Source organism: Rhodobaculum claviforme (genome assembly GCF_016653255.1).
GTDB classification, from domain to species: Bacteria; Pseudomonadota; Alphaproteobacteria; order Rhodobacterales; family Rhodobacteraceae; genus Rhodobaculum; species Rhodobaculum claviforme.
Genome location: NZ_NHSD01000269.1, coordinates 1 through 21725, shown reverse-complemented (window position 1 = coordinate 21725; position 21725 = coordinate 1). Strand labels below are relative to the sequence as shown.

At 69.5% G+C, this 21725-nt stretch carries 17 protein-coding genes, 1 tRNA gene and 1 other RNA gene; 10 read left to right on the top strand and 9 right to left on the bottom strand.

Translation table 11 applies throughout. The annotated features are described in order from the left end of the window. Window positions 1–363 (bottom strand): NUDIX-like domain-containing protein (locus CCR87_RS10430; RefSeq protein ID WP_274609771.1); only part of this gene is annotated, 363 nt, incomplete at its 3' end. Window positions 364–468: 105 nt separating this feature from the next. On the opposite strand from CCR87_RS10430, the gene ffs reads away from it, so the two are divergent. The 8 genes from ffs (at window position 469) to CCR87_RS10390 (ending at window position 5900) form a co-directional block, all read left to right on the top strand. Then, window positions 469–564: signal recognition particle sRNA small type (gene ffs, locus CCR87_RS10425), an RNA gene on the top strand. A 154-nt stretch (window positions 565–718) separates the two neighbouring features. Next, window positions 719–2029, top strand: coding sequence for a sulfite oxidase (locus tag CCR87_RS10420; RefSeq protein ID WP_201157464.1), 1311 nt, complete (start codon window positions 719–721; stop codon window positions 2027–2029). A 17-nt stretch (window positions 2030–2046) separates the two neighbouring features. Beyond that, the gene (locus CCR87_RS10415) at window positions 2047–2415 is read left to right on the top strand and encodes a hypothetical protein (RefSeq protein WP_201157463.1); all 369 of its coding nucleotides are present in this window, start codon (window positions 2047–2049) and stop codon (window positions 2413–2415) included. A 113-nt stretch (window positions 2416–2528) separates the two neighbouring features. Continuing rightward, window positions 2529–2613: transfer RNA gene (locus tag CCR87_RS10410), tRNA-Leu, on the top strand. Window positions 2614–2650: 37 nt separating this feature from the next. Continuing rightward, window positions 2651–4003 carry a trigger factor gene (gene tig, locus CCR87_RS10405; protein ID WP_201157462.1) on the top strand — a complete coding sequence of 451 codons (1353 nt, stop codon included), beginning with the start codon at window positions 2651–2653 and terminating at the stop codon, window positions 4001–4003. A 175-nt stretch (window positions 4004–4178) separates the two neighbouring features. Next, window positions 4179–4589, top strand: coding sequence for a universal stress protein (locus tag CCR87_RS10400; RefSeq protein WP_201157461.1), 411 nt, complete (start codon window positions 4179–4181; stop codon window positions 4587–4589). 82 nt (window positions 4590–4671) lie between these two features. Continuing rightward, window positions 4672–5301 carry a L,D-transpeptidase gene (locus CCR87_RS10395; RefSeq protein ID WP_201157460.1) on the top strand — a complete coding sequence of 210 codons (630 nt, stop codon included), beginning with the start codon at window positions 4672–4674 and terminating at the stop codon, window positions 5299–5301. A gap of 113 nt (window positions 5302–5414) precedes the next feature. Beyond that, a complete protein-coding gene (locus CCR87_RS10390) occupies window positions 5415–5900 on the top strand; it encodes a GNAT family N-acetyltransferase (RefSeq protein ID WP_201157459.1) in 486 nt (161 codons plus the stop codon). Window positions 5901–5910: 10 nt separating this feature from the next. On the opposite strand, the gene CCR87_RS10385 is transcribed toward CCR87_RS10390, so the two are convergent. The 3 genes from CCR87_RS10385 to CCR87_RS10375 are packed head-to-tail and all read right to left on the bottom strand — an operon-like array spanning window position 5911 to window position 9221. Continuing rightward, window positions 5911–8157 carry a xanthine dehydrogenase family protein molybdopterin-binding subunit gene (locus CCR87_RS10385; RefSeq protein ID WP_201157458.1) on the bottom strand — a complete coding sequence of 749 codons (2247 nt, stop codon included), beginning with the start codon at window positions 8155–8157 and terminating at the stop codon, window positions 5911–5913. Window positions 8158–8161: 4 nt separating this feature from the next. After that, on the bottom strand, window positions 8162–8626 hold the full coding sequence (locus tag CCR87_RS10380; RefSeq protein WP_201157457.1) for a (2Fe-2S)-binding protein: 465 nt from the start codon (window positions 8624–8626) through the stop codon (window positions 8162–8164). A 58-nt stretch (window positions 8627–8684) separates the two neighbouring features. Next, complete coding sequence (locus tag CCR87_RS10375) at window positions 8685–9221, bottom strand: CBS domain-containing protein (RefSeq protein WP_201157456.1); 537 nt, start codon at window positions 9219–9221, stop codon at window positions 8685–8687. A 107-nt stretch (window positions 9222–9328) separates the two neighbouring features. Between CCR87_RS10375 and CCR87_RS10370 the strand changes: the two genes are divergently transcribed. Then, entirely contained in the window at window positions 9329–10768 is a 1440-nt protein-coding gene (locus CCR87_RS10370; protein ID WP_201157455.1) for a protein adenylyltransferase SelO, read from the top strand. A 49-nt stretch (window positions 10769–10817) separates the two neighbouring features. On the opposite strand, the gene CCR87_RS10365 is transcribed toward CCR87_RS10370, so the two are convergent. The 3 genes from CCR87_RS10365 to CCR87_RS10355 all read right to left on the bottom strand — a co-directional run bounded on the left by CCR87_RS10365 (window position 10818) and on the right by CCR87_RS10355 (window position 14348). Beyond that, the gene (locus tag CCR87_RS10365) at window positions 10818–11600 is read right to left on the bottom strand and encodes a GntR family transcriptional regulator (RefSeq protein WP_201157454.1); all 783 of its coding nucleotides are present in this window, start codon (window positions 11598–11600) and stop codon (window positions 10818–10820) included. A gap of 168 nt (window positions 11601–11768) precedes the next feature. Then, window positions 11769–13010 (bottom strand): lytic murein transglycosylase, encoded by a 1242-nt coding sequence (locus CCR87_RS10360; protein ID WP_201157453.1) that lies wholly within the window; start codon window positions 13008–13010, stop codon window positions 11769–11771. Window positions 13011–13106: 96 nt separating this feature from the next. Further along, entirely contained in the window at window positions 13107–14348 is a 1242-nt protein-coding gene (locus CCR87_RS10355) for an MFS transporter (protein ID WP_201157452.1), read from the bottom strand. A gap of 521 nt (window positions 14349–14869) precedes the next feature. Here CCR87_RS10355 and CCR87_RS10350 point away from each other — a divergent pair. Then, window positions 14870–16708 (top strand): SLC13 family permease, encoded by a 1839-nt coding sequence (locus CCR87_RS10350; protein ID WP_201157451.1) that lies wholly within the window; start codon window positions 14870–14872, stop codon window positions 16706–16708. A 170-nt stretch (window positions 16709–16878) separates the two neighbouring features. Here CCR87_RS10350 and CCR87_RS17740 read toward each other — a convergent pair whose 3' ends face one another. Next, window positions 16879–17448, bottom strand: a complete 570-nt coding sequence (locus tag CCR87_RS17740; RefSeq protein WP_201157450.1) for an ImmA/IrrE family metallo-endopeptidase — start codon at window positions 17446–17448, stop codon at window positions 16879–16881. Between the two features lie 265 nt (window positions 17449–17713). Beyond that, window positions 17714–21352 (bottom strand): vitamin B12-dependent ribonucleotide reductase, encoded by a 3639-nt coding sequence (locus CCR87_RS10340; RefSeq protein WP_201157449.1) that lies wholly within the window; start codon window positions 21350–21352, stop codon window positions 17714–17716. Between the last annotated feature and the right edge of the window lie 373 nt (window positions 21353–21725).

The window sequence follows — 21725 nt, the reverse complement described above, 5'->3', positions numbered from 1 at the left end:
GCCGACTTCGCGCAGGTCGCGGAAGGTAGCCCCGTCGCCCACGGCTTGGTGTGCTTCCACCTCCTCCAGCGGCGACAGGTCGATGGCGAAGATCGCGGCGCCATCCTGGAGGCCGAGCAACACCACCTCGTCTGCGAGTTCGAGCGCGAGCGACGCCTGCTCTCCCATCAGGAAGCAGGGCTGCGGCCGGTCGGGATCGCTGACCAGGTTGCGGTTGTTCCACACCGGCACGAAACGCGTTTGCCGGTCGAGCAGGCGCGCGGCGACCCACGCCGGGTCGCTGCGCATCTGCGCGGCGCGGTCGAGCGAGCAGCCGGTGTAGGGGATTGGCCCAGCGGGCGATGTTGGCACGGATTCCATCATCTGCACCCATCGCACAGCTGTTGTGCCGTGGCAACTTGGTGCGAAGCGTTCGTGCGTCCGGGCGATCCTTGATTCATGTCGCTCCAGGGTCCATAACCTGCACAGGGAGACTGGCGGCGGACGGGCCGCCGGGTAACCCGGTCAGGTCCGGAAGGAAGCAGCCGCAACGATCTCCGCCTGGGTCGCTGTCCGGTCTCTCACCTCCCCCCCGTTGCCACGCGTCACCACGCCCCCCGTACCGGCCGGAGTTGTGCGGTGGTGCGATGTGGTCAAAGAAACATATTCAATAAAGCTATTGTTCGAAGGCGTCGGCTCTGCCTTACTTCTCCGTGAGGAGAGCCAGGGAGGGCCAGACATGACCAACAAGACCGAACGGGGGTTGATCGAACTTTACAACGAGGACCCCGAGCGCGCCGACCGGCTGGTGTTCGGGCGCATCAGCGGGCCGGACCGGCGCGGGTTCCTGCGTGGCGCGGGGCTGGCGTCGATGGGGGCGCTGCTGGGCACCACCATTCCGTTCAGCACCAACATGCCGGGCGGGCTGATCCCCGCCGCGCTGGCGGAAACGCCGCGTGAATTCAGCTTCGACGCCAAGCACGGCGACATGATCGTGCACAACGACCGCCCCGTGAACGTGGAGGCCGCGGCGCATCTGCTCGATGACGACGTGACCCCGGCGGACAAGCACTTCATCCGCAACAACGGCCAGATGCCCTATCCCATCGACCGCGGTGAGTGGCGGCTGACCATCGACGGCGAGGTCAACGAACCGCTGGAGCTGACCTACGACGAGCTGATGAACGACTTCGAGCATGTGACGCTGAAGTTGCAGCTGGAGTGCGGCGGCAACGGGCGGGCGGGCTTCAACCCGCTGCCGCGCGGCAATCCGTGGATGATCGGCGCCATCGGCAATGCCGAATGGACCGGGGTGCGGGTGTCGGACATCCTGCGCCGCGCGGGGCTGAAACCGTCGGCGGTGTACACGGGGCATTTCAGCTATGACCAGCACCTGTCGGGCGATCCCGACCGGCAGTCGATCTCGCGCGGGGGGCCGATCGACAAGATGATGGACCCGCACACCATCGTCGCGCTGAAGATGAATGGCGGCGACATCCCGATCGAGCATGGCTTTCCCGCGCGCATCGTGGCGCCGGGCTGGGCCGGGTCGGTCAGCCAGAAATGGCTGACGCGGATCTGGGTGCGGGACCGCGAACACGACGGGCCGGGGATGACGGGCCTGAGCTACCGCGTGCCGCGCCACCCGGTCAGCCCCGGCACCGAGGTCGCGCACGAGGACATGATGGTCATGGGCTCGATGATCGTGAAGTCCGCGATCACCAACCCCGTCGCGGGCGCCGAGGTCCGCGCCGGCCAGCCCTTCGAGGTGCGCGGACAGGCCTGGGCCGGGGACGATCATGTCACCGCGATGGAGACCTCGATCGACTTCGGCGCGACCTGGCAGGCCGCCACGGTGGAACCCGCCCCCAACCGCTATGCCTGGCAGCGCTGGCGGGCGCACATCACCGTCCCCGCCACCGGGTACTACGAGGTCTGGGCGCGCGCCACCGACAGCCGCGGCCGCAGCCAGCCGATGGTGGTGCCCGGGTGGAACCCGCGCGGATACCTCAACAACGCGTGTCACCGCATCTATGTGATGGCGGGCTGAGGGGGGTGGCAAGACGCATGATCCAGCGATTCATCCTCGGGGGGGCGGCTGCGGCCGCCCTCACCCTCGCGGCGGTGTCGGCGGTGCCGCAGGTCGCGCTCGACACCGATGACCAGTGGTATCCCCTGCCCGAAGGCGAGGGGGTGATGGAGGTCTACTACGCCTGCAACGCCTGCCATTCGCTGCGCACCGTGACCAACGTGCGCTATTCCCGCAGCGTGTGGGACGAGCTGCTGACATGGATGGTCGAGGAACAGGGCATGCCCGAGTTCCGCGACAGCGAGGAACGGCAGATGGTGCTCGATTATCTTGCGACGCATCTTGCGCCGGAGGATGCGCCCGGCGGCGGCGTGCCCGTGATGTCGGCGCCGACCTCGCCCTGGTGAGGGGGCATCCGCCGCTCCGGCCCGATTTTCCCCCTCGCCAGCCCGGATCGGCTTTGCTAAGACGCAGCGGATTTCCGCGGTGGTCCGTCAGGGGCTGCCGCGGTAGGCTTTTGGCGGGTGTGGCGGAACTGGCAGACGCACCAGATTTAGGTTCTGGCGCCGCAAGGCGTGGGGGTTCAAGTCCCTCCACCCGCACCAGGGGCCCACACCCATGGCGATGACAAAGGACGCACGCATGCAGGTCACCGAGACCCTGAACGAAGGCCTCCGCCGGGGCTACACCATCACGGTGACGGCCGCCGAGCTGGACGCCAAGGTCGACGCCAAGCTGCGCGAGGCACAGCCCGAGATCGAGATGAAGGGCTTTCGCAAGGGCAAGGTGCCCTTCGCGCTGCTCAAGCGGCAGTTCGGCCAGCGCATCCTGGGCGAGGCGATGCAGGAATCCGTCGACGGCGCCATGCGCGAGCATTTCGAGGCGACCGGCGACCGCCCCGCGCAGCAGCCCGACGTCAAGATGACCAACGAGGACTGGAAGGAAGGCGACGATGTCGTCGTCGCGCTGTCCTACGAGGCGCTGCCCGAGGTGCCCGAGGTCGACCTGTCCTCGGTCACGCTGGAGCGCATGGTCGTGAAGCCCGACGACGCTGCCATCGACGAGGCGCTGGGCAAGCTCGCCGAGAGCGCGCAGACCTATGAGGACCGCGCCGAGGGCGAGGCCGCCCAGTCCGGCGACCAGGTCACCTTCGATTTCGTCGGCAAGGTCGGCGGCGAGGCGTTCGAGGGCGGCGCGGCCGAGGATTACCCCCTCGTGCTCGGCTCCGGCAGCTTCATCCCCGGCTTCGAGGAGCAACTGGAGGGCGCGAAGGCCGGTGAGGAGAAGGCCATCACCGTCACCTTCCCCGAGGAATACGGCGCCGAGCATCTGGCCGGCAAGGAAGCCACCTTCGACTGCACCATCAAGGCGGTGAAGGCCCCGGCCGCGACCCCGATCGACGACGAACTGGCCAAGCGCTTCGGCGCCGAGGATCTGGACGCCCTCAAGACCCAGGTCGCCGAGCGGCTGGGCGCCGAGTTCGGCCAGGCCGCGCGCATGGTCCTCAAGCGCAAGCTGCTGGACGCGCTCGACGGGCTGGTGAGCTTCGAGCTGCCGCCGTCCATGACCGACGCCGAGGCCCGCCAGATCGCCCACCAGCTGTGGCACGAGGACAACCCGCAGGTCGAAGGCCACGACCACCCGGAAATCGAGGCCACCGACGAGCATGTGAAGCTCGCCGAGCGCCGCGTGCGGCTGGGCCTGCTGCTGGCCGAGATCGGCAAGCGCGCCGAGGTCGAGGTCACCGACCAGGAGTTCACCCAGGCCGTCGTCGCCCAGGCCCGCCAGTACCCGGGCCACGAGCGCGCGTTCTTCGACTTCGTCAAGGGCAACGCCCAGGTCCAGCAGCAGATCCGCGCGCCGCTGTTCGAGGACAAGGTCGTCGATCACATCCTGGGCCAGGTCACCGTGACCGAGACCGAGGTCGACCGCGAGGCCCTCAAGGCCGCCGTCGACGCGCTGGAAGACGAGGCGACCGCCCCCGCCGAAGCCTGAGGGCGGGCGCGACCCCGACGACCGGCCCCTTCGCCCCGACCGGGCGGAGGGGCCTTTTGACATGGCCCGCCCGCCGGTTGCGCCAGATCAAGGACACGCGGCCCCCCTTGCCAAATCCTCGTGGCGGCGAAACAGTGGCCGCCAGACGCACAGGCACCCAGCGGGAGGGACATCCATGTACAACAAGATCGTGGTCGCGGTGGACATCAGCCACGGGGAACTGGGCCAGATGCTGCTCGAAAAGGCCGCCCAGCTTCTGGACGAAGGCGGCGAGGTACGCCTGCTGCATGTCCTCGACGAGGTGCCCTCCTACATCGCCGCCGAACTGCCCCAGGACCTGAGCACCCGGCGCAACGCCGAGGCGCGGGTGGAGTTGAACGCGCTGGCGCAGGCCTCGCCGGTCCCGGCCAAGGTGGAGGTGCGCTCGGGCGCGGCCTCGGGCCAGATCCTGCAATGCGCCGAGGACATGGAGGCGGACCTGATCATGATCGCCTCGCACCGTCCGGGGCTGAGCGACTACTTCATAGGCTCCACCGCCGCACGGGTGGTGCGCCATGCCCAGTGCTCGGTGCTGATCAGCCGCTGACGGCGCGCGGGGAACGGTTTGGCAACCCGATTGTTCCATGTCTGAGGGGTGGCCGGGACGGGCCACCGGACAGGGAACGGACATGATGGATCGTCGTGGGATAATCGTCGGGCTGGGCGGGCTTGCGTTGCTGGCGGGCTGCATGACCCCCCCGCCCGAGCCGCCCCGGATCGCGGCGCTGGACTATGCCGCGCGACGGGATGGCGGCCACACCGTCCCCGCCATCCCCATCGACCAGATCCCCGACTGGCTGCACCGGCAGGTCGTCCCCTACGAGACCGAGGCCGCCCCCGGCGACATCGTGATCCACTCCGAAAACGGCCTTCTGCACCTTGTGCTGGAGGACGGATTTGCCCTGCGCTACGGCATCGGCGTCGGCCGCGAGGGGCTGGGCTGGACCGGCGAGGCCGAGATCTATCGCACCGCCCGCTGGCCGCGCTGGACCCCCACCCCCGCCATGATCCGGCGCGATCCCGGCCTGGAGCGCTGGGCCGACGGCCAGGACGGCGGCCCCCGCAACCCGCTCGGCGCGCGTGCGCTGTACCTGCGCACCCTGGCCACCGGCGCGGACGAGGGGATCCGCATCCACGGCACGCCCGAATGGCGCTCCATCGGGCGGCGGGCGTCCTCGGGGTGCTTCCGGATGCTCCAGCATGACGTGATCGACCTGCATGGGCGGGTCGGCCGGGGCACCCGTGTCAGCGTGATCTGACCGACGCTTGCACCGGTGGCATGGCGGACCTGCTCTTTCCGGCAGGTGTGCTGCAGCGCGGCACGCCTTAGTTTTCAGGACAGGGGGGAGCCAGCCGAGCCAAGGGGGCAAGCATGGCGACCGATAACAGCCCGGAGCTGAGCGTGATCGACCCGGATCGGGTGGTCAACTGGCGCTCGATCCTTCTGGAACATCTTCTGCGCCTCGACACGGAGGCGCGTCGCCTGCGGTTTTTCGGCAGCGTGAGCGACGCGGGCATCCACGCCCATGTGGCGCGTGCCCAACCGCTGGCACTTGTGGTCCACGCCCCCGATGGCCGGGTCCGTGGCTGCGCCGAGGTGCATCCCGGCGGAACCCCCGGCAGCGCGGAAATCGCGGTGTCGGTCGAAGGGCCATGGCGCAACCAGGGCGTCGGCGCCGCGCTGACCTCGGCGGCCCACCGCGAGGCGCGGGCGGCGGGGCTGACGGACATCCGCCTGACCTGCCTGCGCCAGAACACGCCGATGATGCACATCGCCCGCAGCCTGCATGCCCGCGCCCTGCCGCTGGCGGACTGGGCACTGGCGCTGTTCCGCCTCGATACGCCCGAAACGCCCTGAGCCGAAGCGCCTAGACCGCGAACCGGATGTGGCGCGCCAGCGGCAGCTCGCGCAGGCGCCGCCCCGTCAGGTCGAACACCGCATTGGCCAGCGCGGGCATGGCCGGCGGCGTCGCGGGTTCCCCCGCGCCCCCCATGTGCCCCCCCGATTCGAGGATGCGCACCGCGACGCGCGGCCCCTGCGGCAGGCGCATCGGCGTGTAGTCGGGGAAATTTCCCTGCACGACCTGCCCGTCGTCAAAGGTGATCTCCTCGTAGGCGGCCGCCGACAGTCCCTGGATCAACCCGCCCTCCATCTGCTGCGCAATAATGGCGGGGTCGAGCGCGCGGCCCACGTCGCAGGCCACCCAGGCGCGGGTGATGCGCACGCCGCCGCCGTCGTCGGCGACCTCCACCACCTGCGCCACGGGGGTGCCGAAGCTGCGGGTGATGGCGACGCCCCGGCCGATGCCATCGGGCGTGGCGCCGGTCCAGTCCGACATCTCCGCCACCGCCTCCAGCACCGCGCGCGAGGGCGCGTCGTCCAGATGCGCCAGCCGGAACGCCAGCGGGTCGGCGCCGGCGGCATGGGCCAGCTCATCCACGAAGCACTCGTGGAAAAACCCGTTGAACGAGTTGCCCACCGCCCGCCAGAATCCCACCGGCAGGGCGGTTTCGCACAGATACCCCTCCACCCGGCATGACGCGAAGCCATAGGGCTGGTCCGCGATCCCCTCCAGATGCGCGCGGTCAGGCCCCGGCGGGGCGAACCCCGAGAACCGGCGCGAGGATTGCCGCATCACCGACGGCGCCGCCACTTTCGCATCGAACGCTTCCACCCGGCCGTCCGTGACCGCGCCGCGCATCCGCGCGATGGCGCCGGGGCGGTAGAAGCCGTGGCGCATGTCCTCCTCGCGCGACCAGGTGACCTGGACGGGCGTGCCGGGCGCGGCCTGGGCCACGCGGGCGGCGAGGACGGTGAAGTCGAACTCGGCCCGCCGGCCGAAGCCGCCGCCCATCATCGGCGTGTGCAGGGTGACGGCCTCGGGCGGCAGGTCCACCGCCTCGGCGGCCTTGTCGCGGTGCAGGATCGGGGCCTGGTTGCCCGACCACAGCGTCAGGTGCGGGCCGTCCCCGGCGGCGGGATCGAACAGGGCGGCCGCGCCCATCGGCTCCATCGTGGTGTGGTGCAGGAACGGCACGCGGTATTCGACCGACAGCGCATCGGCGCCCTCCAGCGCGGCATCGACATCACCGTCATCGCGCGGGCGGGCGTTGCGGCGGGTGTCGAACGCCGCCTCGATCTCGGCAAAGGCGTCGGCGGTGGTCTGCGGGCCGGGGCCGGGGGTCCAGGTGATCTCCACCGCGCGGGCGGCCTCCATCGCCTGCCAGGTGGTGTGGGCGACGACGGCGATGCCGGTGCCGAGGTCGATGACCTTGTCGACGCCGGACATCGCCTCGGCCCGGGCCGCGTCGAATCGCGCCATCCCGCCGCGCGGGTGGGGGCACATGCGCACGGTGGCGAACCGCATCCCCGGCAGGCGCACGTCGATGGCATAGCGCGCGGTGCCGGTGGATTTCGCCACCGCATCGACGCGCGGCTGCGACCGCCCCAGCAGCCGCCACTCGGAGGCCGGGCGCAGGGCCACCTCCGGCACCTCCACCGCCGCCGCCGCTTCGGCCAGGTCGCCATAGGGGATGCGCGTGCCGTCGGGCAGGATCACATGGCCCCGGTCGGTGGCCAGCCGGTCGCGCGGCAGGCCGTGGGCCTGGGCCGCGGCCTCCTTCAGCGCCTCGCGCGCCGTGGCGCCGGCCGTCCGCATCCGCACATAGCCGTCGAGGGTGGAGGTCGAGCCCCCCGTCACCTGCAGCCGCAGCACCCGGCTGCCGGCGCCCAGCGCGTCGGCCATCACCCGCCGCCATCCGCCTAGGCCCTCGGGGTGGTAGCGCAGCTCTCCGCGCAGCAGCGCGCTGTTGTAATAGGCCTGCGCCGGGGGGCCGTGCAGGACGCGCAGGTCGGACATCTCCACATCCAGCTCCTCGGCCACGAGGGCGGCGAGCGTGGTATGGATGCCCTGCCCCATCTCGGCGCGCGGGGCGATGACGGTGACGCCGTCGCCATCCACGATCACGAAGGGGTTGAGGGTCGCGCCACGCTCGGGCCGCAACGGATTCTCCACCGGGCGGGAGACCTGCCACACTCCGAACGCTACCCCGCCCACGACGGCGGCCGAGCCGATCAGGAAACTGCGCCGTGCGATGCGCCGCACACGTCCCATGGCCTCAGGCCTCCCGCATCTGGTCGGCGGCGCTGCGCACGGCGGCGCGGATCGCGCCATAGGTGCCGCAGCGGCACAGGTTCAGCGCCAGCGCCGCCTCGATTTCGGCGTCCGAGGGGTCGGGGACCTCGGCCAGCAGCGCCGCCGCCGCCATGATCTGTCCCGACTGGCAATAGCCGCACTGCGCCACCTGATGCGCGATCCACGCCGCCTGGATCGGGGCGGGGGCGTCGGGGGTGCCCAGCCCCTCGATCGTGGTGACCTCGTCCCACACATCGCCCACCGGCAGCTGGCACGACTGCACCGCCTGCCCGCCCACATGCACCGTGCAGGCCCCGCAGGACGCCACCCCGCAGCCGTACTTCGTCCCCGTCAGGTCCAGCACATCGCGCAGGACCCACAGCAACGGCATCCCGGGCGGCAGGTCGAGGTCGTGGCGCTGTCCGTTGACGCGCAGGGTGACGGGCATGGCGGGGCCTCCTTTGACGGGCAAGCTAGGGGGGCGGCGGCCCGCGTCCAGCCACCCGTCAGAGCATCCGCAGCACCAGCACCATCAGGATCGTGTACAGCAACACGCCCCCCAGCACGAGGAACACGCCATAGCTGCGTGCCACCGTCGCGCTTGCCAGTTGCTTGGCCTGGAACAGCAGGTCGGGCCAAGTGTAGCTGACGAAATCGCCCTGGGTGAATACCGCGACCACGCGCCCGTCGGCGTCCACCACCGGCAGGCGGCGGAAGCGTTCGTTGGACATAGTGCGCATCCACGCCAGAACCTCGTCGGTTTCGCGGGCGACGCGGACCTCGCGGGTCATGATGTCGTCCAGGGTCGTGGCTGCCGCGTCGCGGCCGGCGTTGACGATGCGCACCATGATGTCGCGTTCGGTCACGACGCCGGTGACGTGGCCGTCGGCATCGGTGACGATCACCGCGCCGATGTTGCGCGCCGACATCTCGGCCACGGCGTCGGCGACGGTGGTTTCCTTGGGAAAGGTGACGGGTCTGGGCTTGGACTTGAACTCGGGCCGGTCGCGCAGCTGCATGCCCACGCGGTCTCTTGGTGCCATGGTCGAGCCTCCCTTTCGCCTGGCGGGGGCACAGTGTCGCACAAGATGCACCTTGCGCAAACCTTTGCCCTCTGGCCGTCCGGGGGGCGGGGGCTTAGCTATGGTCCATGACCTTGCACATCGCCTTTGACAACTCCTATGCCCGGCTGCCGGACCGCTTCCATGCGCGCCAGACGCCCGAGCCGGTGGCCGCGCCGCGCCTGCTGGCGCTGAACGCGGATCTGGCGCGGGGGCTGGGGCTGGACCCCGACGCGCTCGCGTCGCCCGAGGGCGTGGCGATGCTGGCCGGCAACGCGGTCCCCGCGGGGGCCGAACCGCTGGCGCAGGCCTATGCCGGGCACCAGTTCGGCGGGTTCGTGCCGCAGCTGGGCGACGGCCGCGCGCTCCTGCTGGGCGAGGTGGTGGACCCCGCCGGTGCCCGCCACGACATCCAGCTCAAGGGTTCGGGCCGCACGCCGTTTTCCCGCATGGGCGACGGGCGGGCGTGGCTGGGGCCGGTGCTGCGCGAATATGTGGTGTCCGAGGCGATGGCCGCACTGGGCGTGCCCACCACCCGCGCGCTGGCCGCTGTCGCCACCGGCGAATGGGTGTTCCGCGAGGACCGCCTGCCCGGCGCCGTGCTGACCCGCGTCGCCAGCAGCCACATCCGCGTGGGCACATTCCAGTTCTTCGCCGCCCGCCAGGACACCGAAGCGCTGCGGCTGTTGTTCGAGCATACCCGCGCGCGCCATTACCCCGACGCGCACACCCCGCTGGAGGTGCTGCGCGCCGCCGTCGACGCGCAGGCGCGGCTGGTGGCGCAGTGGATGGCCCTCGGCTTCATCCACGGGGTGATGAACACCGACAACTGCCATGTGGGCGGGCTGACCATCGATTATGGCCCGTGCGCCTTCATGGACGCCTATCACCCGGACACGGTGTTTTCCTCGATCGACCGGGGCGGGCGGTATGCCTATGCCAACCAGCCGCAGATCGCGGTGTGGAACCTGGCGCAGTTTGCCACCACCCTGCTGCCGTTGATGGAGGGGGATCGCAACGCCGCCATCGAGGCCGCGACCGAAGCCGTCCACGGCTTTGCCGAGACCTATCAGGCGGCGTGGCTGGCGCGGTTCCGCGCCAAGCTGGGGCTGCAACAGGCGCAGGACGGTGATGCGAAGCTGATCGAGACGCTGCTGTCCCGCATGGCCGTGCAGGGCGCGGATTTCACCCGCACCTTTCGCGGGCTGGTGCGCGGCACCGCCGGGGCCGAGTTCCGCGAGCCCGAGGCCTGGGACGCCTTTGCCGCCGACTGGGCCGCCCGCGTGGCCTCCGAAGGCGGCACGCCACAGGCCGCCCGTGCCCGTGCAGCCACCGCCAACCCCGCGCGCATCCCCCGCAACCACCGGGTGGAGGAGATGATCGCGGCGGCCGTCGCGGGCGACATCGGACCGTTCGACCGGCTGATGGCGGCGCTGGCCGACCCGTGGTCCGACACCGCCGACATGGCCGACCTGGAGGCCGCCCCGCGCCCCGACGAACGCGTCCGCGCCACCTTCTGCGGCACCTGAGGCCAGCTGCGCGGCCGGGGCCACCCGGGCCCACCCGGGACCGCCGCGATCAGCCGAGCAGGTCGGTGCGCTGCAATTCCATCGAAAAGACCATTTCCTCGTGGGGGTGCCAGTTCACGGCGGTGAGGATCACCCCCTCCTCGGTGGCATAGCGGCGCAGCATCCGCATCGCGCAATGCCCCGGCGGCCGCGACAGCCAGTCCGCCATCGGAGACGCCAGCGGCCGCGCGCTGATTTCCTGAACGGTGGTCTCGATCATGCCGGCGCCTTTTTCCTCCAGCAGCGTGAACCACGGCCCCGGATGCGACAGCAGGTATGGAACCAGCGGCCCCAGCCGCTCGGGAAGATAGGCATCGACCCCCACCAGCGGAAAGCTCCCGTCCGGAGACCGGCGCAGGCCACGGATGCACAGCCATGTTTCGCCCTCGATCCCGCCCACGACCTCGGCCATGTCACTGTCCAGCACCACGGTCTCCTCGGCGCGGATGTCGAGGCGGGCGGCATGGCCGATCCGGAAGATCTCGTCGAGCGACGCCGCCGTCAGCGCATAGCGCGCCTTGGCATGGGCGCTGATGACCCGCGTGCCCACGCCCTGCCGACGCTCCACATAGCCGTGGGACTGAAGATGGCGCATCGCCTCGCGGATGGTGAAGCGGCTGGTCTCGAATTCCCGTGCAAGGTCGATCTCGGTCGGCAGCAGCGCCCCGACGGGATGGACGCCCGTGGTGATGCGCGTCTCCAGTGCCTCGCGGACTTGGATGTGCAGCGGCTTGGACGACGGGGTCTGTTCGGACGAAGTCCCGTCCGCGTTTTGGTCATCGTCGCGCCGCATCGTTACCCCCGCCCATACATCAGCCCGGCAAACCTGTGAATTTGGCTGGGAATGGCCAAATCCCACATTTTTAACGATATGGTCCGCATGCTGGGCAAACAAGCCCAACAAAGCTGTCCTCCCGCGCAATTTCGACGGGGATAGTTACAATTGTACGGTTTTCCGGCCTCAGCGCCGCAGCCGCTGCAAAAGCTCGAACGAGACATACCCGTCCGGCGTCAACCCCGCGCGGGCCTGCCATGCCTGCACCGCCGCAAGGGTGTTCGGCCCGATCCGCCCGTCCACGCCGCCGGTGTCATGGCCGCGCGCGGTCAGCAGGCGCTGCAACTCCATCCGTTCGTCCGCGCTCAGCGGGCGGTCACCGCGCGGCCAGGGGGTGCGGAAGTCGCCCTGCCCCCGCAGCCGGTCGGCCAGATGCCCGATGGCGATCGCATAGGCGTCGGCGTTGTTGTAGCGCTTGATGACCCGGAAATTGTCGAAGGTCAGCAGCGCCGGCCCCCGCACGCCGGCGGGGAACATCAGCGTGGCCTCGCCGTGGTCGGGGATGGCCCCGCCGCCCACCAGCCGCAGCCCCGCCGCGCGCCACTGGGCCACCGACCGGCGCTGGCCGGTGGCGCTTGCGTCAAAGCCCTGCGGCAGCGCGACCTCCACACCCCAGGGCTGGCCCCGGGTCCAGCCATGACGCGCCAGGTAATTCGCCGCCGAGGCCAGTGCGTCGCTCGGGTCGTCGGACCAGATGTCGCGCCGCCCGTCGCCGGTGAAATCCACCGCATAGGCAAGGTAGCTGGTGGGGATGAACTGCGTATGGCCCATCGCGCCGGCCCAGGACCCCACCATCCGCTCGGGCGTGGTGTCGCCCGATTGCAGGATGCGCAGCGCACCGATCAACTGGGTCTCGAAGAACGCGCGCCGCCGCCCCTCATAGGCCAGGGTGGCCATCGCCGGGATCACCGGCGTGGTGCCCCGGATCCGCCCGAAGCTGCTTTCCAGCCCCCAGACGGCCACCACGACCTCGCGCTCCACGCCGAAGCGGGCCTCGATCGCGTCCAGGGTGGCGCGGTGCTCGCGCAGCATGGCGCGGCCGTTCGCGATGCGGGCGTCGGACACCGCGCCGTCCAGGTATTCCCAGATCGGGCGGACGAATTCGGCCTGTCGCTGGTCCCGCGCGATCACGTCCGGCAGGAACGATACCTGCCGGAACGCCTGGTCAAAGGTGGCGGGGGTGATCCCGGCCGACAGCGCGCGCGGACGGAACGCCTCGATCCAGCGCTGGAAGCTGGCCGACCGCTGGGCCGGCGTCATGCTGGCGGGCCTCATCTCCGGCATGACCGAGCGGTCGGGCGGGTTGGCACCACCGCACGCAGGCAGCAGCAGAAGCGCAAGCCCGAAGGCCATGAGGGGTCGTTGCATCGTGTCACCTGCTCGGACAGCCCGCTGACGGGGCCTTGATCTACCGGGGCAAAGCGTACTGTGAAACCGGGGCCGCGCAAAGCGTGCAGATGCCCCTCAGGCCGCCACGGCCCGCCCCACACCCCGCCCGCGCATCCACAAGAACGTGAGGATCGCGATGTTCAGCGCGTTCCACCCGATCCCGTTCAGGAACGCCAGCTGGTACGAGCCCGTCACGTCAAAGATCACCCCCGACAGCCAGCCCCCCAGCCCCATGCCCAGAATCGTCGCCATCATCACGAAGCCGACGCGGGCGCCGGCCTCGCGCGCGGGCATGAACTCGCGCACGATGATGGCATAGCCGGGCACGATCCCCCCCTGCGCCAGCCCGAAGATCAGGCTGACGACATACAGCGACACCATCCCGTTCGCCGGCAGGTACAGAAACAGCGCCAGCGCCTGCAGCCCCGATCCGATCAGCACCGTGCGCACGCCCCCCAGCCGGTCCGCCAGCAACCCGAAGCCGATGCGCGAGGCGACGCCCGCCAGCAGCATCAGCGACAGCATCTCGGCCCCGACCGCCGGACCGAAGCCCAGATCGACGCACAGCGCCACGATATGGACCTGCGGCATCGACATCGCCACGCAGCACGCCACCCCCGCCAGCGCCAGCAGCCACGCCAGCGCGCGGTGCGACATCCCCGCATCCGCCACCGCCCCCGCAGGCCCCACGCCGGGCGCGCCCGTCAACGCATCCACCGGCAGCCGACGGCGCAGCAGCAGCGCCAGCGGCACCACCACCACGACCGACGCCACCGCCAGCACCAGATAGGCCGCGCGCCAGCCGTCCTCCTCCAGCACGCCGCGCAACAGCACGGGCCAGACCACACCGGCCAGGTAATTGCCCGACGCGGCGATGGCGACGGCGATGCCCCGGCGGCGCACGAACCACAGCGACAGATCGGCGATCAGCGGCCCGAAGCCCGCCGCGGTGCCCAGCCCGATGGCGAACTGCAACGCGATCAGCACTCCGACCGAGGGGCTGGCCGCCGCCGCCGCCGTCGACACCGCGATCAGCCCCGCCGCCCCGATCAGCGCGGGCGTGATCCCCACCCGGTCCACCGCCCGCCCGATCAGCAGGTTGCCCAGCGCAAAGCCCAGCATCGTGGCGACATACGGCAGCGAGGCATCGGCCCGGTCCACGCCGAACTCGGCCTGCACCGCGGGCATCACGACCACGATGGCCCACATCCCCGCGTTGCCCACCGTGGCAATCGCCAGCGTCACCGCCAGCCGCCACCAGGCATAGGGGCTGTCGAACACGTCGGCGTCTGGGCGGGGGGAAGAGGCACTCTGCATGCAGAATTACTATGCCCGCCCACGCCAGCCGTCCAGAGCCGCCGGACGCCCGCCGTCGCGCGCCCCCCGACACGACGTCCCCGCCCCCGGCGCGCCGGACGCGCGGATGCCCCGGTGTGCATGGAAACACTGGACGACTGTGAGAACCGGTCTTCTGCGGCAACCCCGCGGACAGATGAGTATTCGCGCGAGCGTGTGGGGGCCGATCGTCCGGGACGATGACGGATGACCTTGATCCACCTGCGGACAGTCGCGTCCGAGGCGCGGATGCATCGGGCGATCGCGACGGCCGGGACATCGGGCGGATGTGGGATCGCCTTTCGGGACGAATCGCCGCTGCTGTGCCCCGCCCGGCCGAGGGGGGGGCGGTTCGGCTGCCGGTGGGGCCGCCAATCGCGCCATCGGCGCGGCGGAGTTCCGCGCGCGCCGGATCGGGCGGGGCGGGCGCCCGAAATCACCGTTGAAGCGGGCGGTCGGGTCTGTTCAGGTCCGCGCGCAGCGCAGCCACGGACCACAGGCCCATGACACAAGACCAGATGCTGATCTGCGCCATCCTGACGGCGACCATGGCGTTGTTTCTTTGGGGGCGCCTGCGCCACGACGTGGTGGCGCTCGCGGCGCTGATGGCCTGTGTGGTGGCGGGGCTGGTCCCCGCGGCCGAGGCCTTTGCGGGCTTCGGCCATCCGGCCGTGATCACGGTGGCCTGCGTGCTGGTCCTCAGCCGCGGGCTGCAGACCACGGGCGCGGTGGACTGGCTGGCGCGCACGGTGCTGCCGGACAAGGCCGGGCGGCTGACCAGCATGGCCGCGCTGCTGGGGCTGGGCGCGGCGCTGTCGGGGGTGATGAACAACGTGGGCGCCATGGCGCTGTTGATGCCGGTGGCGGTGCAGCTGGCCGGGCGGCTGGACCTGACGCCGGGGCAGGTGCTGATGCCGCTGGCGTTCGGCACCATCCTGGGCGGCATGACGACGCTGGTGGGCACGCCGCCGAACCTTATCGTGTCGGGTTTCCGGGCCGAGGCGGGGCTGGGGCATTTCGCCATGTTCGACTTTGCGCCGGTGGGCGCGGCGGTGGCGGTGGCGGGGGTGGCGTTCGTGACCCTGATCGGCTGGCGGCTGGTGCCCGCGCGCAAGGCCACCGGCAGCGAGGACTTCGCGACCGGCACCTATCTGACCGAGGTCCGCGTGCCGGAAAAGAGCAAGGCCGTCGGCATGACCCTGCGCCAGTTCGAGCGCGCGATCGAGGACAGCGGTGCACAGGTCGTAGGCCTGGTGCGCAACGAGGTCCGCATGACCGCCCCCCACGGCGGCCGCCCCATCCACGCCGCCGACATCCTGGTGCTGGAGGCCGACGTCGACGCCCTCGCCGAGGCACTGTCGGTGTTCGGCATCGAGCTGGAGGAGCAGGGACCGTCCTCGGACGACACCACCGACGCCGCACCGCGTGAGGCCCCGACGGAACAGGACAGCGCCCCGGACACCCGCACCAGGCCCGAGCGCGACGAGGACATCGTGCTGCGCGAACTGGCGGTGCTGCCAGGCTCGACCATGGTGGGACGCTCGGCGGCCGATCTGCGGCTGCGCACGCGCTACGGGCTGAACCTGCTGGCGGTCTCGCGCGAGGGGCGGCCGCCGCGGGCGCGGCTCCGGGCACTGAAGCTGAAGTCGGGCGATCTGTTGCTGATGCAGGGCCCGGCCGAGGTGATGGCGGACTTCATCGACGACACCCGCTGCGTGCCGCTAGGCGCGCGCGACCTGCGCATCCCCGACAAGCGCATGGCGCTGATCGCCGGGGCGATCATGCTGGGGGCCATCGCCATCGTGACGCTGGGGCTGCTGCCTGCGGCGACGGCGTTCGCGCTGGGGGTTCTGGCGTCGATGGTGCTGCGCACCGTGCCCCCGCGCGACGTCTATACCGCCATCGACTGGCCGGTGATCGTGCTGCTGGGCGCGCTGATCCCGGTGGCGGGCGCGATGCAGGCCACGGGTGCGGCCGACCTGCTGGCGCGGGTGCTGGTGGACACCGTGGCCCAGGGCAATGCGATCGCCGCGCTGGCGGTGGTGCTGGTGGTCACGATGTTCCTGTCGGACGTGATGAACAACGCAGCCACCGCCGCGGTGGTGTGCCCCATCGCCATCGGCATCGCCGCGGCGCTGGGGGTGAACCCCGACAGCTTCCTGATGGCGGTGGCGATCGGCGCGTCCTGCGCGTTCCTCACGCCCATCGGGCACCAGAACAACACCCTGATCCTCGGCCCCGGCGGCTTCGGCTTCGGCGATTACTGGAGGATGGGCCTGCCGCTGGAGGTGCTGGTCGTCGCCGTCAGCGTGCCGCTGCTGCTGGTGGTCTGGCCGCTGTAGGTCCCACGCAAAAGGGGGCGCCCGGTCTTCCGCAGGACACCCCCAGTTTCGCGAGCCTGGCTCCATCGTTACCGCCCGGAAGTTTCACCACCTGCGTCCGGACCCGCGGTCGGGGGCGCGCGCACGCGCCCCGTGTTCAATTTGAACGCGACAGCTCACCCCTGTCCGTTTCAGAAAGTTTCCCCGAAACTTAATTCCTCAAACCTACGCACAACCATTGTAGTTGACAGACGCAAGCGGCGTGCCAATGCACAAGGCTGGCCCATTTGGTACTCCGGAGCGCGTCGAGTAGCCCCCGGCGGAAGCAGTACAGCGACTGCGAAAATATCGGCTTCTCTCTCTTGCCCCCGGGGAAGATCTACACCTTCAAAATTCAGGGCCTGCCTATTCGCTCCCGGGAACGGAATCACTTTTCCCTCTTTGCTGGACCTCACAGCGTGCCTGAACTGTGGCGTATTACGATGAAGCACGAAGTGCCCTAACTCGTGTGCTATTGTGAACTGCTGACGGCCCACGGGATGATTAGAGTTTACAACGATCACGAAACCGCTTCGTGAGCCGCGGCTCTCATCATAGATCAGATGACCGCTCAGCCCATCCGGAAGCGGCTCGCAGAATACCTTCACCCCAAGTTTTTTGGCGAGTGAAAGCGGATCATTGAGCTCTCTGCAATGATCCCTAAGGGTCTCCCGATCGTCCTTGGAAATACGTGGATCGTTTCGAAAATCAACTACAGACACCTTTGATCCCTCCCATCAGAGGCCCCGCGTCGCATTTGGTCGATTTGCTCAACGAGTGTGGCCAGTGCAGCTTCACGCTCAAGAAGTTCTTGGTACCGTTGTCGCTGAATCAGGAGGTACGGAGGCCGCCAGGTTTTTATTTTTGCCAATGCGGCGGCTCCGTGTGTCAGCGCCCAGCGAATGATTGCCGGCATCGAGCACCCAAGAACGGTGCAGATCGCTGCGACGATCATCACATAGTCTTGGATGAGCGATACCGGCATCATCAGCTGCACCCGCTCGTGCCGCCGCAGGTGTTGCACTTCATGCAGGTGCCGTTGCGCACCAGCGTGTAGTTGCCGCATTCGCCGCAGGGATCGCCCTCGTAGCCCTGCATCCGGGCGCGGGCGCGGGGGTCGAAGCTGGCGACGGTGAGGGTCTCGGTCTCGACCGACTGCATGGCCACTTCGGAGGTCGCCGTCCCCGACAGCGCGGCGCCGCCCTGGAACACCGCCAGCTCCTGCGGCAGGCGCTTGCGCAGATAGCCGGTGGAGCTGATCTGGCGCAGCACCTCCAGCCCGCGCGAGGCCGCGTCGTCGGTGACGGGCGAGACGTTGGGGCGTCCCTCGCGCTCGCCCTCGCCCAGGTCGTCGAAGGCGTGGCCCAGCGGCTTCACATGCGCCAGATCCGTGCGGTCGAGGTAGCTGACCGCCAGTTCCCGGAAGATGTAGTCGAGGATCGAGGTCGCGTTCTTGATCGAGTCGTTGCCCTGCACCATCCCCGCCGGCTCGAACCGGGTGAAGGTGAAGGCGTCCACGAACTCCTCCAGCGGGACGCCGTACTGCAGGCCCACCGACACCGCGATGGCGAAGTTGTTCATCATCGCGCGGAAGCCGGCGCCTTCCTTGTGCATGTCGATGAAGATCTCACCGAGCTTGCCGTCCTGGTATTCGCCGGTGCGCAGATAGACCTTGTGGCCGCCGACGATGGCCTTCTGGGTGTAGCCCTTGCGCCGCTCGGGCAGCTTCTCGCGGTGGCGGGTCATGACCTCGCGGACGATGATCTTCTCCACGATCTTCTCGGCCAGCACCTCGGCCTTGGCCATGGGCGAGCCGGTGGCGAGGATCTCCTCGGCCTCCTCGTCATCCTCCACCAGCGCGGAGGCCAGCGGCTGCGACAGCTTGGAGCCGTCGCGGTAGATCGCGTTGGCCTTCAGCGCCAGCGAATGCGACAGCTCGTAGGCCGCCAGCACCTCGTGAATGCCCGCCGCGTTGGGCATGTTGATGGTCTTGGAGATCGCGCCCGAGATGAAGCTCTGCGCCGCGGCCATCATGTGGATGTGGCTTTCGACCGACAGGAACCGCTTGCCGGTGCGCCCGCAGGGGTTGGCGCAGTCGAACACGCTGTAGTGCTCGTGCTTCAGGTGCGGCGCGCCCTCCAGCGTCATGGTCCCGCAGACGTGGTCGTTGGCGGCCTCCACCTGCGCCTTGGTGAAGCCGAGGTGGCGTAGCAGGTCGAACGCGGGGTCCTGCAGCTTGGCCGCCGGGATGCCCAGCGTGTCGCGGCAGAACGCCTCGCCCAGGGTGTAGGGGTTGAACACGAACCGGATGTCAAAGGCCGACGGCAGCGCCTTTTCGATGCGCGCGATCTCGGCCTGGCCGAAGCCGTGGCCCAGAAGCGCCGTGTGGTTGATCCCGGGGCAGTTGCCCAGGGACCCGTGGCCCACCGCATGGGCGATGATCTCGCCGACCTGCGCCTGGGTGTAGCCAAGCCGCGTCAGCGCCGCCGGCACCGACTGGTTGATGATCTTGAAGTAGCCGCCGCCGGCCAGCTTCTTGAACTTCACCAGCGCGAAGTCGGGCTCGATCCCGGTGGTGTCGCAGTCCATCACCAGACCGATGGTGCCGGTGGGCGCGATGACCGTGGCCTGCGCATTGCGGTAGCCGTGCACCTCGCCCAGCGCCAGCGCGTTGTCCCAGGCGCTGCGCGCCATCTCCACCAGCGTGGCATCGGGGCAGTTGGCGGCATCCAGCGCCACCGGGGCGACGTTGACCCCCTCGTAATCCGCAGCCCCATGGGCCGCGCGGCGGTGGTTGCGGATCACCCGCAGCATGTGCTCGCGGTTGCGGGCGTATCCGGGGAACGCGCCCAGCTCGCCCGCCATCTCGGCCGAAGTGGCGTAGCTCACGCCCGTCAACAGCGCCGACAGCGCCCCGCACAGCGCGCGGCCCTGCGGGCTGTCATAGCCCAGCCCCATGTTCATCAGGAGGCCACCAATGTTGGCGTACCCCAGCCCCAGCGTGCGGAAGTCATAGGACCGCTGCGCGATCTCCTTCGACGGGAACTGCGCCATCAGCACGCTGATCTCCAGCGTGACGGTCCACAGCCGGCTGGCGTGGACATAAGCCGCCCCGTCGAACCGCTCGCCATCGTAGAACTTCAGCAGGTTCATCGACGCCAGGTTGCAGGCGGTATCATCGAGGAACATGTACTCCGAGCACGGATTGGAGGCCCGGATCGCCCCATCCTCGGGGCAGGTGTGCCAGGCATTGACGGTGTCATGGAACTGGATGCCGGGATCGGCACAGGCCCAGGCGGCCTGCCCGACCTGGTCCCACAGCTCGCGCGCCTTGACGGTCTTGGCGACCTTGCCGTCGATGCGGCGGACCAGCTCCCAGTCGGCGTCGTCACGCACCGCGCGCAGGAACGCATCCGTCACCCGCACCGAGTTGTTGGAGTTCTGGCCCGAGACGGTGGCATAGGCCTCGCTGTCCCAATCCACGTCATAGGTCGGGAACTCGATCGAGGTGTAGCCCTGCCGGGCGTACTGCAGCACCCGGTTGATGTAGGTCTCGGGGATCGCCACGCGCTTGGCGGCGCGGATCGCCTCCTTCAGCTCGGCATTCTTCGCGGGATCGGTGGCCTCGGCTTCCAGCCCGTCCCAGGCAGCGATCGCCGCAAAGATCGCGTTCAGCATCTTCGAGTGCATCTTGGAGCCGGCGACGAGGCTGGCCACCTTCTGCTCCTCGATCACCTTCCAGTTCACGAACTCCTCGATGTCGGGGTGATCCATGTCGCAGATCACCATCTTGGCCGCGCGCCGCGTGGTGCCGCCCGACTTGATCGCGCCCGCCGCCCGGTCACCGATCTTGAGGAACCCCATCAGGCCCGACGACTTGCCGCCACCCGACAGGCTCTCGCCCTCGGCCCGCAGGCTGGAGAAGTTGGTGCCGGTGCCCGAGCCGTACTTGAACAGCCGCGCCTCGCGCACCCACAGGTCCATGATGCCGCCGTCGTTGACCAGATCGTCGGCCACCGACTGGATGAAGCAGGCGTGCGGCTGGGGGTGCTCATAGGCGCTGTCGGACTTCACCAGCTTGCCGGTGCGGTAGTCGACATAGAAGTGCCCCTGGCTGGGGCCATCGATGCCATAGGCCCAGTGCAGGCCGGTGTTGAACCACTGCGGGCTGTTGGGCGCGGCCATCTGCGCGGCCAGCATGTGGCGCATCTCGTCGAAATACGCGCGGGCGTCGGCTTCGTCGGTGAAATAGCCGCCCTTCCAGCCCCAATAGGCCCAGGCCCCGGCCATGCGGTCGAACACCTGCCGTGCGCTCGATTCGCCCACGAACCGCTCCGCCTCCGGCAGCGCCTCCAGCGCGGCCTCGTCGGGGACCGAGCGCCACAGGAACTCCGGCACGCCCTTTTCCCGGACGGGCTTCAGACGGGCCGCGACCCCGGCCTTGCGGAAATACTTCTGCGCCAGAACGTCCGAGGCCACCTGGCTCCAGCTTGCCGGAACCTCCACCGCCGCGTTGCGGAACACGATCGAGCCGTCGGGGTTGCGGATCTCCGACGCCGTGGTGGTGAAGGCGATGCCGGCATAGGCGTCCTGGCCCTCGGTCGTGAACTTGCGCGCGATCTTCATGTGACCCTCTACTCCAGAGTATTCCGCGACCGTGGCCGCCCTGTTCCCGCCGGACGCCCGGCCGCAGAAGACCAGCAAGAAGGCATCGCCCCCCCGTCCGGTCTTCGACTTTGTGTCTGCTCGGTGGCGTCGCTACATCTGGTAGCGATGCCTCCGTTGTCCACAAACTGACGCATTTCACCCGACATCGTCAACGCAAAAAGCCCCCGCCGGACAATAAATGAAGTGTTGACACAGCGCGGCACCACAACATGCAGCGGCATCACCCCGCCGCCAGGCACACGGGCCAGACCGCATCCCCTGCAACCCAAGGGCGAATCAGGCCTGCGAGGCGGGCGCCGGGCCGGTCCCGCGCCGGGGCGGCGGGCGGGGG

Bases quoted from the DNA above. Each gene is read 5' to 3' on its own strand.
- CCR87_RS10400 (WP_201157461.1), top strand. From the start codon at position 4,179: ATGTACAACAAGATCGTGGTCGCGGTGGACATCAGCCACGGGGAACTG.
- CCR87_RS10375 (WP_201157456.1), bottom strand. From the start codon at position 9,221: ATGGCACCAAGAGACCGCGTGGGCATGCAGCTGCGCGACCGGCCCGAG.
- CCR87_RS10420 (WP_201157464.1), top strand. From the start codon at position 719: ATGACCAACAAGACCGAACGGGGGTTGATCGAACTTTACAACGAGGAC.
- CCR87_RS10380 (WP_201157457.1), bottom strand. From the start codon at position 8,626: ATGCCCGTCACCCTGCGCGTCAACGGACAGCGCCACGACCTCGACCTG.
- CCR87_RS10385 (WP_201157458.1), bottom strand. From the start codon at position 8,157: ATGGGACGTGTGCGGCGCATCGCACGGCGCAGTTTCCTGATCGGCTCG.
- CCR87_RS10370 (WP_201157455.1), top strand. From the start codon at position 9,329: ATGACCTTGCACATCGCCTTTGACAACTCCTATGCCCGGCTGCCGGAC.
- CCR87_RS10365 (WP_201157454.1), bottom strand. From the start codon at position 11,600: ATGCGGCGCGACGATGACCAAAACGCGGACGGGACTTCGTCCGAACAG.
- CCR87_RS10360 (WP_201157453.1), bottom strand. From the start codon at position 13,010: ATGCAACGACCCCTCATGGCCTTCGGGCTTGCGCTTCTGCTGCTGCCT.
- tig (WP_201157462.1), top strand. From the start codon at position 2,651: ATGCAGGTCACCGAGACCCTGAACGAAGGCCTCCGCCGGGGCTACACC.
- CCR87_RS10340 (WP_201157449.1), bottom strand. From the start codon at position 21,352: ATGAAGATCGCGCGCAAGTTCACGACCGAGGGCCAGGACGCCTATGCC.
- CCR87_RS10355 (WP_201157452.1), bottom strand. From the start codon at position 14,348: ATGCAGAGTGCCTCTTCCCCCCGCCCAGACGCCGACGTGTTCGACAGC.
- CCR87_RS10390 (WP_201157459.1), top strand. From the start codon at position 5,415: ATGGCGACCGATAACAGCCCGGAGCTGAGCGTGATCGACCCGGATCGG.
- CCR87_RS10415 (WP_201157463.1), top strand. From the start codon at position 2,047: ATGATCCAGCGATTCATCCTCGGGGGGGCGGCTGCGGCCGCCCTCACC.
- CCR87_RS10395 (WP_201157460.1), top strand. From the start codon at position 4,672: ATGATGGATCGTCGTGGGATAATCGTCGGGCTGGGCGGGCTTGCGTTG.
- CCR87_RS10350 (WP_201157451.1), top strand. From the start codon at position 14,870: ATGACACAAGACCAGATGCTGATCTGCGCCATCCTGACGGCGACCATG.